This window comes from Nonomuraea sp. NPDC051191, from assembly GCF_044455665.1.
In the GTDB taxonomy this organism is placed as follows: Bacteria; Actinomycetota; Actinomycetes; order Streptosporangiales; family Streptosporangiaceae; genus Nonomuraea.
The window spans coordinates 136,548-148,643 of record NZ_JBITEZ010000014.1 but is presented as its reverse complement, the minus strand read 5'-3'; the positions used below and the strand labels follow the sequence as shown (position 1 = coordinate 148,643).

At 70.8% G+C, this 12,096-nt stretch carries 13 protein-coding genes; 8 read left to right on the top strand and 5 right to left on the bottom strand.

Annotated elements, in window-relative coordinates; genetic code table 11:
• The first annotated feature begins 21 nt into the window (after positions 1-21).
• The 3 genes from ACIA8R_RS36680 (at position 22) to ACIA8R_RS36670 (ending at position 1,375) form a co-directional block, all read left to right on the top strand.
• A complete protein-coding gene (locus ACIA8R_RS36680; RefSeq protein WP_397042303.1) occupies positions 22-495 on the top strand; it encodes a hypothetical protein in 474 nt (157 codons plus the stop codon).
• A gap of 89 nt (positions 496-584) precedes the next feature.
• Positions 585-1,031: a carboxymuconolactone decarboxylase family protein gene (locus tag ACIA8R_RS36675; RefSeq protein ID WP_364090726.1), complete on the top strand. Its 447-nt coding sequence runs from the start codon at positions 585-587 to the stop codon at positions 1,029-1,031.
• A gap of 170 nt (positions 1,032-1,201) precedes the next feature.
• The gene (locus tag ACIA8R_RS36670; protein WP_364090729.1) at positions 1,202-1,375 is read left to right on the top strand and encodes a hypothetical protein; all 174 of its coding nucleotides are present in this window, start codon (positions 1,202-1,204) and stop codon (positions 1,373-1,375) included.
• A gap of 61 nt (positions 1,376-1,436) precedes the next feature.
• Here the strand turns inward: ACIA8R_RS36670 and ACIA8R_RS36665 are convergent, their stop codons facing one another.
• On the bottom strand, positions 1,437-2,057 hold the full coding sequence (locus tag ACIA8R_RS36665; protein ID WP_364090732.1) for a pyridoxamine 5'-phosphate oxidase family protein: 621 nt from the start codon (positions 2,055-2,057) through the stop codon (positions 1,437-1,439).
• Between the two features lie 34 nt (positions 2,058-2,091).
• Positions 2,092-2,610: a helix-turn-helix domain-containing protein gene (locus ACIA8R_RS36660; protein WP_357698629.1), complete on the bottom strand. Its 519-nt coding sequence runs from the start codon at positions 2,608-2,610 to the stop codon at positions 2,092-2,094.
• A gap of 54 nt (positions 2,611-2,664) precedes the next feature.
• Between ACIA8R_RS36660 and ACIA8R_RS36655 the strand changes: the two genes are divergently transcribed.
• Positions 2,665-3,999 carry an MFS transporter gene (locus ACIA8R_RS36655; RefSeq protein ID WP_364090735.1) on the top strand — a complete coding sequence of 445 codons (1,335 nt, stop codon included), beginning with the start codon at positions 2,665-2,667 and terminating at the stop codon, positions 3,997-3,999.
• Between the two features lie 56 nt (positions 4,000-4,055).
• Here ACIA8R_RS36655 and ACIA8R_RS36650 read toward each other — a convergent pair whose 3' ends face one another.
• Both ACIA8R_RS36650 and ACIA8R_RS36645 read right to left on the bottom strand, forming a co-directional pair.
• Entirely contained in the window at positions 4,056-5,141 is a 1,086-nt protein-coding gene (locus tag ACIA8R_RS36650) for a PrsW family intramembrane metalloprotease (protein WP_364090738.1), read from the bottom strand.
• A 75-nt stretch (positions 5,142-5,216) separates the two neighbouring features.
• A complete protein-coding gene (locus tag ACIA8R_RS36645; protein ID WP_364090741.1) occupies positions 5,217-6,422 on the bottom strand; it encodes an amidohydrolase in 1,206 nt (401 codons plus the stop codon).
• 116 nt (positions 6,423-6,538) lie between these two features.
• Here ACIA8R_RS36645 and ACIA8R_RS36640 point away from each other — a divergent pair, with 116 nt between their 5' ends.
• The 3 genes from ACIA8R_RS36640 (at position 6,539) to ACIA8R_RS36630 (ending at position 7,943) form a co-directional block, all read left to right on the top strand.
• Entirely contained in the window at positions 6,539-7,000 is a 462-nt protein-coding gene (locus ACIA8R_RS36640) for a hypothetical protein (protein ID WP_397042302.1), read from the top strand.
• Between the two features lie 29 nt (positions 7,001-7,029).
• On the top strand, positions 7,030-7,428 hold the full coding sequence (locus ACIA8R_RS36635) for an ester cyclase (RefSeq protein ID WP_364090747.1): 399 nt from the start codon (positions 7,030-7,032) through the stop codon (positions 7,426-7,428).
• Between the two features lie 62 nt (positions 7,429-7,490).
• Positions 7,491-7,943, top strand: coding sequence for a pyridoxamine 5'-phosphate oxidase family protein (locus ACIA8R_RS36630; RefSeq protein ID WP_397042301.1), 453 nt, complete (start codon positions 7,491-7,493; stop codon positions 7,941-7,943).
• Here ACIA8R_RS36630 and ACIA8R_RS36625 read toward each other — a convergent pair.
• The gene (locus tag ACIA8R_RS36625) at positions 7,903-9,294 is read right to left on the bottom strand and encodes an MFS transporter (RefSeq protein ID WP_364090753.1); all 1,392 of its coding nucleotides are present in this window, start codon (positions 9,292-9,294) and stop codon (positions 7,903-7,905) included. The two genes, ACIA8R_RS36630 and ACIA8R_RS36625, sit on opposite strands and share 41 nt — an antisense overlap.
• Before the next feature lie 99 nt (positions 9,295-9,393).
• Here ACIA8R_RS36625 and ACIA8R_RS36620 point away from each other — a divergent pair, with 99 nt between their 5' ends.
• On the top strand, positions 9,394-11,955 hold the full coding sequence (locus ACIA8R_RS36620; protein ID WP_397042300.1) for a glycosyl hydrolase family 18 protein: 2,562 nt from the start codon (positions 9,394-9,396) through the stop codon (positions 11,953-11,955).
• Positions 11,956-12,096 lie beyond the last annotated feature (141 nt).

Below are 12,096 nucleotides of genomic sequence, written 5' to 3'. Positions count from 1 at the left end.
TCCCCCGCCGAAGGGAATATCGTGCTGACGCGCACGGTCATCGCGGCCGGTCTGGTCGCCGCCGGTATCGCCGCCGTCCCCTCCTCCGCCTACGCCGCCTCGGCCACCTCCGCCTCCGCCGCTTCCTCCGCCGAGACGCCCGAGCGCGTCTGCGGCGCGGGCTACCAGCGGGTGCGGGACGGCCACCGCGCGATGAAGACGCGCGACGGAGCGGTTCTCGGACACGTCTACCTGATGTACAACAAGCGCGCCGGCAAGAACTGCGTCGCGGCGATCAAGATCGCCTACCGCGGCACCCCTACGGTCACCGGCGCCTCCATCGAGGTCCGCGGCGGCGGCCGGAGCGAGGACGTGCAGCGTTACCGCTTCTACGCCGAGACCGGCCACATCGACGGTAGCTGGAAGTGCGTGAAGTACGCGGGTTGGACGCGCACCCCGGACAACCGCGTCGAGGCGTGGGGCGGCCGCAACTCCTGGGGCAACTGCGCGGGCTGAGACCAGAGAATTCCCATCCCGGAGCTGTCACATCGCGCGGGGCCGCCTCGTCCTGTGTCATGGAAGCGAACGACACAGGGAGGATCACCATGACCCAGCGCATCGACATCGCCAAGCTCGCCCCGGAGGCGTACCGGGGGTTCCTGGCGGTGGAGGCGTACATGCACGGCAGCGACCTGCCCGCGGCCACGATCGAGCTGGTCAAGCTGCGGGCCAGCCAGATCAACGGCTGCGGCTACTGCGTGCACATGCACAGCAGGGACATGAAGAAGGCCGGGGAGAGCGACGAGCGGCTGTGGTCGGTCGCGGCTTGGCGGGAGGCCACGGTCTTCACCCCCGCCGAGCGGGCGGCCCTGGCGCTGACCGAGGAGGCGACCCGCCTGGCCGACCGCGGCGAGACCGTGCCGGACGAGGTGTGGGAGCAGGCGGCCGAGCACTATGACGAGAAGCAGCTCGCCGCGCTTGTCGTCTCCATCGCGATGATCAACGCCTGGAACCGCGTCGGCGTGACCGCCCGCCTGGTTCCGGGGACCTGACGCGCGTCAGAGTCCTGGGATCCACGAGCACGAGACGTCCGCAGCCGCCGGCCGAGCCGGATCTGTGCACCCCCTCGGGGCGAAAGTTGCCCTATTAGCTACCCTTTACAGCGAACTTACGGCTGTATCGGTAGATAACAGAGGTAACAGGAACATCACGGGGGGCTCACATGAAGAGGCTTGCGGTCGTGCCACCGCACGTCGCCAGGCACAAGATCCGCGACATCCGGGCGGCGGCCCGCCGCAGAAGCACCGTGGCCGCCGACCCCAAGGTGATCGACCTGCGGGCCTACAGCGGCCAGAACGTGCTCCACTTCCCCGGCGGGCCGACGCCCGCCGCCTGACCCGCACGATCCCGCACTCCCGAGGTCCGACGGCACCGGCTCCCCCCGCCGGCCGTACGGATCAGCCGTAGAGCCTCTTGGCGTAGGACTCGCTGTAGTACGACTCCAACTGCTCCAGCGTCTCCTCCACGACCTGGACCTCCTTGATCAGCTTGGCGTGCGAGGGCAGGGCGGAGGGGTTCCAGGAGTCGGGCGTCCAGAGCTGCGAGCGCATGAACGCCTTGGCGCAGTGGAAGAAGATCTGCTCGATCTCCACCACCAGGGCGAGCCGCGGCCGGTGGCCCTTGACGATCATCTCGTCGAAGAACGGCGCCTCGCGCACGAGCCGGGCACGGCCGTTGACGCGCAGGGTCTCGTTGCGGCCGGGGACCACGAAGATCAGCCCGACGTGCGGGTTCCTCAGGACGTTGTGGAACCCGTCGGCCCGGCGGTTCCCCGGACGGTCCGGAATGGCGATCGTGGTGTCGTCGACGACGTGGACGAACCCGGCCGGGTCACCCTTGGGCGAGACGTCGCAGTTGCCCTTGTCGTCGGACGTGGCGATCAGGCAGAGCGGTGACGCCGCCAGCCAGTCGCGGTCGCGAGCGTGCAGCCGGACCCGCTCCTTGGTCGCGGCCCGCGGCATCACCTCGCCCAGCAGTTCCCGCAACTCCTCCTCGGACCCGATCTCCGCCCAGCTCATCTGATCTCCTTTCGGGGGTTACCGCCCGATTCTGTCAGGAGACCGGAGCGAGCATCCTGTGGGGCTCACGCAACACCATGCTGACCGGGTCGTCCCTGTTGTGCTCCAGGCCGGGGCCGGGGCGCACCTCGATCTCCTCCACCCCGACGACCGTGCCGCACGACGGGCACCGGGACACGGGGTCGAGCCGGGCGCCGCAGGTCACGTGGTGGAACAGGCGGCGCGGCCCGGCCCCGCCGAGGTTGCGCTCGCCCCACTGGGACAGGGCCAGCAGGGGGACCCACAGCTCGCGGCCCACGGCGGTCAGGACGTACTCGTCGCGGGGCGGGTTGTCCTGGTAGCGGCTCTTGACCAGGACGCCGACCTCGACCAGCGCGCCGAGCCGCTGGGACAGGACCGCCCTGGGGATGTCGAGGTGGGCGAGGAAGTCGCCGTAGCGGCGTACGCCGTACATGGCGTCGCGGACCACCAGGAGCGTCCACCGTTCGCCGATCACTTCCAGGGCCCTGGCCAGCGAGCAGTCCTGGCCTTCGTAGTTCTTGCCGAGCGCCATGGAACCCATGTTAGTTCATTCATCGAACCGTGGTACGTTGCGCGAATGAGTTCAATGACCGAACTGACTCGGGTCCGGCCGGGCACGCTCGCCGTGGCGTCCTCGGCGCCCCTGCTGGTGCTGACGAACTACACGGTCCCGATGGTGACGTTGCCGCAGACGGCCGCGTCCCTGGGCGCGGGGGCGACGGGGCCGGTGTGGATGCTGGGCGGGATCTCGCTCGGGCTGTCGGCGCTGCTGCTGGTCTCCGGCGGGCTGGCCGACGACCACGGGCGCAGGCGGGTGCTGGTGTGGGGGTCGGCGGTGCTGGCGGTCGCCGGGGTGGCGGCCGCGCTGAGCACGTCGGTGCCGGTGTTCGTGCTGGCCAGGCTGGTGCAGGGCGGGGCGAGCGCGGCGATGCTGGCCGCCAGCCTGGGCATCGTCGGCCATGCCTACCCCTCCGGCGCCGCGCGGGTGCGGGCCACGGGACTCTACGGCGCCATGATCGGGCTGGGCACGGCGGTGGGCCCGCTGGTCTCCGGCGCGCTGGCCATGGCGGTGAGCTGGCGGGCGGTCTACTGGGTGTTGTCGGCCGGCGCGGTCGTCCTGGCGGCGGCGTCGGCACGCTTGCTGGACGAGTCGCGCTCCCCCGCGCCGCGCCGGTTCGACGTGCCGGGCGTGCTGCTGCTCAGCCTGGGCGTCGGGGCGCTGGTCGCGGGCGTGACCGAAGGGCGTGCCGGGTGGGGGCGTCCGGTGGTGATCGGGGCGTTCGTGCTGGCGGCGGTGCTGGTGGCGGCGTTCGTGGCGGTGGAGCGCCGGCGGCCGGAGCCGCTGCTCGACCTGGAGCTGTTCGGACGGCCGGTGTTCCTGGTCGCCACCGGCGGCGCGCTGGTCGTCGGGGCGGCGGTCGTGGGCCTGCTCAGCTACCTGCCGACCGTGCTGCAGACCGCGCACGCGCTGACGCCGTTGCAGACCGGTCTGCTGTTCTGCCTCTGGTCGGGCACGTCGTTCGCGGTGTCGCTGCTGTCCCGGCTGGTACGCCTGCGCACCGCCGCCCGGCTGGCCCTCGGCCTCGGCCTGACCGCGCTCGGGTTCGCGGGCCTGCTGGGCGTGGGCGGCTCGCTGGACCTGCCGCTGGTCGTGGCCGGGCTGGTGGTGAGCGGCGCCGGGTCAGGGCTGATCAACTCCTCGATCACCCATCTGGCGATCGAGAGCGTGCCGGCCCACCGGGTCAGCATGGGGTCGGGCGCCAACAACACCGCCCGGTACGTCGGCTCCTCCCTGGGCGCGGCCGGCGTGGCGGCGGTCGTCGGCGCGTTCGGTGTGGAGCAGGGGGCGACGGTGGCGGTGGCGGCCTGCATCGTGCTGAGCGCGGCCACGGCCCTGGCCGCGCTGCTCACCCGCCCGTGAACCTGACCCGTCACGGCCCCCGCCGCGCTGCTCACCCACCCGTGAGCCCGCCCCCGCTACCAGCGGCGGGCGTGGGCCATGGAGGTGAGCAGGGCGGCGCGTTCCGTCTCGAACCGGCCCGGGTCCATGCCCTGGCGTTCGGCCCGCAGGTGCAGCACGGTCAGTTCGGTCGCGGCCTGCTGGTAGTCGCTCATCGCGCGGCCGAGCCCGGCCCCCCTGGCCCACTTGCGGGCCGCCTTGCGCGCCTTGAGCGTGCTGAGCATCGTGAGGTCGTCCGCCGTGACCAGGCCGGTGCTGCCGTAGCCGGGCAGGTAGACGCCCATCTTCGAGACGAGCTGACGGCGTTCGACGACGGTGACCACGATGAGCAGGACCAGCGCCACCATGATCACCAGGTACGCCGCGCCCAGCCAGGCCAGCGACTGGGTGGAGGCGGCGCCGTTCCAGAGCCCGTGCAGCACGACCGCGCCCAGGTAGCCGAGCGGGATCGCGGCGAACCTGGCGGGCGTGCGGCGGGTGAGCGCGTAGGCGACGCCGAGGCCGATCATCGAGGTGTAGATGGGATGGCCGAGCGGGTCGATCAGCCCCCTGAGCACGAACAGCCGCACCGCGGCGCCGGTGCCGTCCTGGCCGAACGCGATCAGGTAGTAGCCGATGTTCTCCACGGCGGCGAAGCCGAGACCCGCCATGGAGGCGTAGACGATGCCGTCGGTCAGGCCGTCGATCTCCTGTTTCCGGCGCAGGAGCAGCAGCAGCGCCGAGCCCTTCAGCGCCTCCTCGATCACCGGGGCCAGGAACACGGTGCCGACGTCGTTGACGAGCTGGGCGCCGTACCCGGCCCGCAGGAACAGCGCCTGCCCGGCCAGCGTCAGCCCGACGCCCAGCACGATCGCCAGGCCCGCGCCCCACGCGAAGGCGAAGGCGAGGTGCAGCTTCGGCTCGGGCTCCAGCCGGTCGAGCGAGAGCACGGCGGCCAGCAGCACCGGCAGCGGCGCCAGCCCCAGCACGGCCGACAGCCCGAACCCGACCGGCCCTCCCTTGCGCAGCATGAGACCGAGGACGATCAGCGCGAGGACGCCTGAGACCACCAGGCCGATCAGGAGCGCCTTGCTGGGTCTCCTGGCGAACTGCGGAGCTGTCATGGGGGGCGCCTTTCTCCGACTCAGTGCACCTACTATGAGCGTTCCCGGCCGTCGCGCACTTGACAGTCGCTTACATCACCGTGACTCGCGGTAATAGGGATCGGCGACGACGGATTCCCCGTCCACGTAGGAGTACACCTCGCGCCCGGCGATGAACACCCGCAGCGCCCGGCTCATCACGTCGAGGGGGTCGCCGGACCAGATGACCACGTCGCCGTCGAGGCCGGGCCGGAGCGAGCCCACCCGGTCGTCGAGGCCCATGATGCGGGCCGGGTTGACGGTGATCGAGCGCAGCGCGGTGTCCCGGTCGAGCCCCTCCTTGACCGCGAGGGTGGCCTGGTGGACGAGGAAGTGGATGGGGACCACCGGATGGTCGGTGGTGATCGCCAGCTCGACCCCGGCCCGCGCGAGGATGCCCGGGTTGCGCAGGGCGCGCTGCCGCAGCTCGACCTTCGACCGGCTGGTGAACAGCGGGCCGATGATGACCGGCACGTTCCGCTCGGCCAGCGTGTCGGCCAGCAGGTGGCCCTCGGTGCCGTGGTTGAGGATCAGCCGGTAGCCGAACTCGTCGGCCAGGCGCAGCGCGGTGGCGATGTCGTCGGCGCGGTGGGCGTGCTGGCACCACGGCAGCTCGCCGTCGAGCACCCGGGCCAGGATCTCCAGCGTGCCGTCGCGGTCGAACGGCTTGTCCTCGCGCTCGGCCGCGGCCTTCTTCGCCCTGTAGTCCTGCGCCTTCATGAGCGCGTCGCGGATCACCGCGGCCACGCCCTGCCGGGTGGAGGGCAGCTTCTTCTGGTCGCCGTAGACGCGTTTGGGGTTCTCCCCCAGCGCGCTCTTCACGCTCACCGGCTGTCTGACCAGCATCTCGTCGACGGACCTGCCCCAGCACTTGACCGCGACCGTCTGCCCGCCGATCGGGTTGCCGGACCCCGGCTTGATCACGGCCGTGGTGACGCCGCCGGACAGCGCGTCGGCGAAGCCCTGGTCGGCCGGGTTGATGGCGTCGAGGGCGCGCAGCCGGGCGCCGTTGGGGTCGGTCATCTCGTTGGTGTCGTTGCCGGCCCAGCCCTCGGCCTCCTCGTACACGCCGAGGTGGCCGTGCGCCTCGACGAAACCGGGGAGCACCCAGCCGCCGCCCGCGTCCACGACGGTGGCCGAGCCGGGGATCGGCACGTCCCGCCCCACCGTGACGATCTTCCCGTCGTCGACCAGGACGGTGCCGCCCTCGATGGGATCCCCGTCAACCGGTACGACATATCCGTTGATGATGGCGAGAGTCATAGCGGAAACCTACAGTCGCCATGCTTTCCTCCATAAAACTGGACCGATAACCGAGTTTCGGGCATGCTTGTCGAGATCTTGAGTCAAGGCCAACCGAAAGGGACGTACTAGTGCGTATGCCGTCAAAGGCAATCCTTCTCACGGCTGCGATCGCCTTCAGCGGCGTGCTCGCGGCCCCGGCGGAGGCCACAACCGCGAGCAGCCCGCAGAGCATCTGCGGCTCCGGCTTCGGGCTCGTCTCCGACGGCACGAGGCCCGTCAAGACCCAGAGAGGCGAGCGTTACGGCACGGTCTACCTGCTCTACAACCGCGGCACCGGCGAGAACTGCGTCGTCACGGTCAAGTCGCGCTTCATCGGCTCGAAGACGCAGATGAGCGCCAGGCTCACCGTCATGCACAAGGCGCGCAACCAGAAGCAGGACTCGATCGTGCGCATAGACGCCGGCAAGTTCGGGCAGTACGCCGGGCCGGTCAAGTACTGGGCCAAGAACGCCTGCGTGCAGTACTGGGGCACGATCCAGGCGACCAGCGGGTCCATCGCCGGCGGTGGCCGTACCAGCTGGGGCAACTGCGGCTGAGCCCGTCGCGCGGGGGTAGGCGTACCGCCATGCTGACCGAACTGTACGAGCGCTGGCTGCTCGAACTGTGGAACGGCGACCTCTCCCTCGCGCCCGACCTGGTCACCCGGGAATTCGTCGGCCACTGGCCCGGCCAGGACGTGCGCGGCCCCGAAGGGCTGGCCGAGGCGATCCGGCAGGGCCGCGAGCCGTTCGACGACGTCCGGGTCACGCTCGACGTGGGCCCGGCCGTCGACGGTGACCTGGTCGCCGCCCGGTGGACGTTCAGCGGCGCCTACCGGGGCGGCCTGCCCGGCGCGAGCGCCCCGCCGGGCACCCGGATCTCGTTCTCCGGGCACGACCTCCTGCGTGCGACGGACGGACGATTCTCCGAATATTGGGTGATCTCCGACGCACAGTCACTCTCCCGACAACTCGGGATAGGCTGACAGCTCCGCATCACGACGGGGGTCGAGGGATGTCACAGGAGGCAATGGGCGGTATGGGGGCGATGGGGGCACAGCCGCTGGAGCTGCCCGAGGAGGCTCTGTCGGCGCTGCTCGCCGGCCAGCGCTTCGGCGCGCTCGCCACCAACGGCTCAGGCGGCCCCCCGCAACTGTCCACCGTGGTCTACACCTGGGACCCCAGGCCCCGGGTGGTGCGGATCTCGACCGTCGCCGACCGGCTCACGGTACGCCGCCTGCACAAGGACGCCCGCTGCGCGCTCTACGTCGCCAGCGACGACTTCGGCTCCTACGCCGTCGCCGAGGGCGAGGCCGAGCTGTCCCCCGTGAGCGACCGGCCGGGTGACGAGGTGGGGCTGGAGCTGCTGGCCATGCAGCCGTCGTTCGGCGACGCCGGGGGCGAGCTGGCGTTCCTGCACCGCATGGTCGCCGACCGCCGGCTGGTGGTCAGGATCAGGGTCAGGCGGCTCTACGGGACCCTGCTGCCGACGCCCTCCTGACGGCGCGCCGCCGGTTGTAGGCCACCATCGCGACCACGAGCAGGATCAGCGCCAGGTCGATGGCGGCCGACCAGCGCATGGCCCGCGCGTGGTGGCCGCCCTCGGCGACCGCGAAGTAGACCGCCCCGATCACGGCGACGCCGCCCGCGCCGGCGAACTGCTGCGCCGTGCTGAGCACCCCCGACCCGATGCCGGCCTGGTGCGGCGCGACCTCCACCAGCGCGGCGCCGATGAGCCGGGGCAGGACCAGGCCGTTGCCCGAGCCCACGAGCACGAGCGCGACCATGATGTACGGCAGCCCGCGCCCGGCCCCCACCACCAGCAGCGCCAGCCCCAGGGCGGTGACCAGGCCGCCCACCATGACGACGACGAGCCCGTACCGGCTGACCAGGCGGGTGCCCAGCAGCGAGGTCACGGTGAACAGCACGCCCATCGGTGCGAACGCCAGCCCCGCCTGGAACGCGGTGAGCCCGAGCCCGTTCTGCAGCAGCAGCGTCAGCGTGAACATGAACGAGGCGAAGTACGCCATGAACGCGACGATCGCCGCCACGCCCGCCAGGTAGGAGTGGACCTTGAGCAGGCCGAGGTCGAGCACCGGCTGCCCGCCGCGGGCGGCCAGGGCCCGCTGCCACCACCAGGTCAGCGCGAACACCGGCGCGCTCGCCGCCATGGCGGCCCACGTCCAGGCGGGCCAGCCCAGGCTGTTGCCCAGGCCGAGCGGCACCAGCAGCAGCGCCAGCCCGGCGGCGAGCCCGGCCGCGCCCGGCAGGTCGAACGCGACGGGCTCGCGACGGTCGGCCTCGGGCAGCAGCCGGCGGGCCAGCGGCACGACGACCAGGCCGACCGGCAGGTTGATCAGGAAGATGACCCGCCAGCCGAGGCCGAGCACGTCGGCGGTGAGCAGCAGGCCGCCGAGCACCTGGCCGGCGATGGAGCCGAGGCCGCCGGCGGCGCCGTACCAGCCGATGGCGCGGCCGCGCCGCTCCGGCGGGTAGACGGCCGAGATCATGGCCAGCACCTGGGGCACCATGACGGCGCCCGCCAGGCCCTGGAGCAGGCGGGCGGCCACCAGCCAGGCCGCTCCGGGGGCCAGGCCGCACAACACCGAGGCGACGGTGAAACCGGCCACCCCGTGGACGAACAGGCGACGGTAGCCGTAGCGGTCGCCGAGCCGGCCGCCGGTGATCATGCCGGCCGCGTACGTGAAGGCGTACCCGGCGACGATCAGCTCCAGGGCCGCCGGTCCGGCGTTCAGGTCGTGCTCGACGGCGGGCGCGGCCACGTTGACCACGAAGAAGTCGAACTGGGCCATGAACCACGCCGACAGCAGGACCGGCAGCACCCCTCTCATCTTGTCAGGCTAGATCAGACAGGCTCTTGCAAGTTCAGTGGGACGGGCTTACGATCCGCGTAATTGTTAGGAAACTTTCTTTAATGAAAGGTCCTTGACGTGCGCCGATTAGTCACCCCCCTGATCGCTGTTCTCGTGATCATCGGCATGTGCACCCTTCCCGCACAGGCCGCGAGCCGCCTCATCGCCACGTTCTCCCTCTCCGGGAACATGGGCACCTTCCTGGTGAGCAACCCGGGCACGACCGCCGTCAGCGGCTGGTCGATCGTCTTCGAGCTGCCGTCCGGGGTCACCGCGAGCAACCCCCAGAACGCCACCATCCGCCAGAACGGCACCAAGGTGACGCTCACCCCCGCTTTCTACATCAACACCGTGCAGGCGGGGAAGAACACCGAGCCCTACAGCCCCAAGGTCACGCTGAGCTCGGCCGTCCAGCCGACGAGCTGCCTGATCAACGGCGCCAACTGCGACGGCACCGGCGGTGACCCGCCCGCCAAGCCCCCGGTCAGCGCCACGTACGACGTCAGCGGCACCTCCGCCAAGTTCATCGTCGCCAACAACAGCACGACGGCGCTGACCGGCTGGTCGATCGTCTTCGACCTGCCCGCCGGCGTCACCGCGAGCAACGCCCAGAACGGCTCGCTCACCCAGAGCGGGCGGACGGTCACGCTGACCCCCGTCCACTACAACACCACCGTGAACGCGGGCGCGACCACCGAGCCCTACAGCCCGAGCTTCACCGTGAGCTCCGCCAACGCCGAGCCGACGAGCTGCCGGATCAACGACGTCAACTGCGACGGCACCCCCGACGTGCCGCCCGGCGCCCCCGGGAACCTGCGCTCGCCGGTCAAGACCACCAAGACCGTCTCGCTCGCCTGGGACGCCGCCACCCAGGGCAGCCTCCCCATCGTCGGGTACGAGATCTACAACGGCACGGCCCTGGCCGCCTCGGTCACCGAGACCTCCGGCACCGTCTCCGGCCTGACGCCGAACACCGAGTACACCTTCACCGTCAAGGCCAAGGACCGCAAGGGCACGCTGTCGGCCGCCTCCGCGCCGCTGAAGGTGACCACCCGCAACCCGGCCGACGACTCGCAGGCGCCCTCGGTGCCGTCGGGCCTGCGCAGCACGGCCAAGTCGTCCAGCAGCGTCTCGCTGGCCTGGACCGCCTCCACCGACAACACCGGCGTCGCCAACTACGACGTCTTCGTCGGCTCGACCCTGGCCACGACCGTCACGGGCACCACGGCGGTCGTCTCCGGCCTGTCCCCCTCGACCGAGTACACCTTCACGGTCAAGGCCCGCGACCTGTACGACAACCTCTCCGCCGCCTCCACCCCGGTGAAGGTGACGACGTCGGACATCGTCGAGACCGGGTACGCCCGCGTCGGCTACTTCGTGCAGTGGGGCATCTACGGCCGCCAGTACTTCGTCCGCAACCTCGACACCACCGGGAACGCGGCGAAGCTGACCCACATCAACTACGCCTTCGCCAACATCGACTCCAAGAACCTGACCTGCCTGCAGGGCGTCACCAAGGGCACCACGTCCGACCCGCAGGACCCGAACCAGGGCGACGGCGCCGGTGACGCCGAGGCCGACTACGGCAGGCCGTTCAGCTCCGCCCAGTCGGTCGACGGCGTCGCCGACACCGGCTGGGAGAAGCTCCAGGGCAACTTCAACCAGCTCAAGAAGCTCAAGGCGAAGTACCCGAACCTCAAGGTGCTGATCTCGCTCGGCGGCTGGACGTACTCCAAGTACTTCTCCGACGTGGCGGCGACCGACGCCTCGCGCAAGAAGTTCGTGTCCTCCTGCATCGACACCTACATCAAGGGCAACCTGCCCGACTACAACGGCAAGGGCGGGCCGGGCACGGCCGCCGGCATCTTCGACGGCATCGACCTCGACTGGGAGTGGCCGGGCGCCGAAGGACACGCGGGCAACCACGTGGGCGCCAACGACAAGGCCAACAACACGCTGCTCATCGCCGAGTTCCGCCGCCAGCTCGACGCGCTGACGACGACGACCGGCAAGCGGTACCAGCTCACGGCGTTCACCCCGGCCGACCCGGCCAAGATCGCCGCCGGCTGGGACCTGCCCGAGGTGGCCAAGTCGCTGGACATCTTCAACATCCAGGGCTACGACTTCCACGGCGCGGGCAGCGACAACTCCTGGGAGCCGAACCGCACCGGCCACCAGGGCAACCTGTACCTCGACGCGGACAGCCCGTACAACCCGGACTTCAGCGTGGAGAAGGCCGTCGACGTCTACCTCCAGGCCGGCGTCAACCCGCGCAAGCTCACCATCGGCCTGGCCTACTACGGCCGCGGCTGGCAGCAGGTGACCGACGGCGGCAAGGCCGGCGAGTGGCAGGACGCGCACGGCGCGGCTCCCGGCCAGTTCCAGGAGGAGGCGGGCACCCGCGGCTACAGCAACCTGCTCGCCATGGTGCCCGGCTGCACGGTCCGCCATGACGAGGTGGCCGTCGCCACCTACTGCTACACCGGCAACAACGGCCAGTGGTGGTCGTTCGACGACGCCTGGTCGATCGGTAAGAAGACCGCCTGGCTCAAGAGCAAGGGGCTGCTGGGCGCGATGATCTGGGAGATGTCGGGTGACACCGGCGTCCTCACCACCGCGCTGGACGGTGGCCTCAGGTAACACCTGCACACCGGAGGGGCGGGCCGCCACGGGCGACCCGCCCCTCACGCGTGTCCCAGAAGCCTTGCCGCCCGCGGTGTCAAAGTCTCATCCGGCGGGCACCACTCCGTTACCGAGCCCTCAACTCGCGGTCATCCGGCC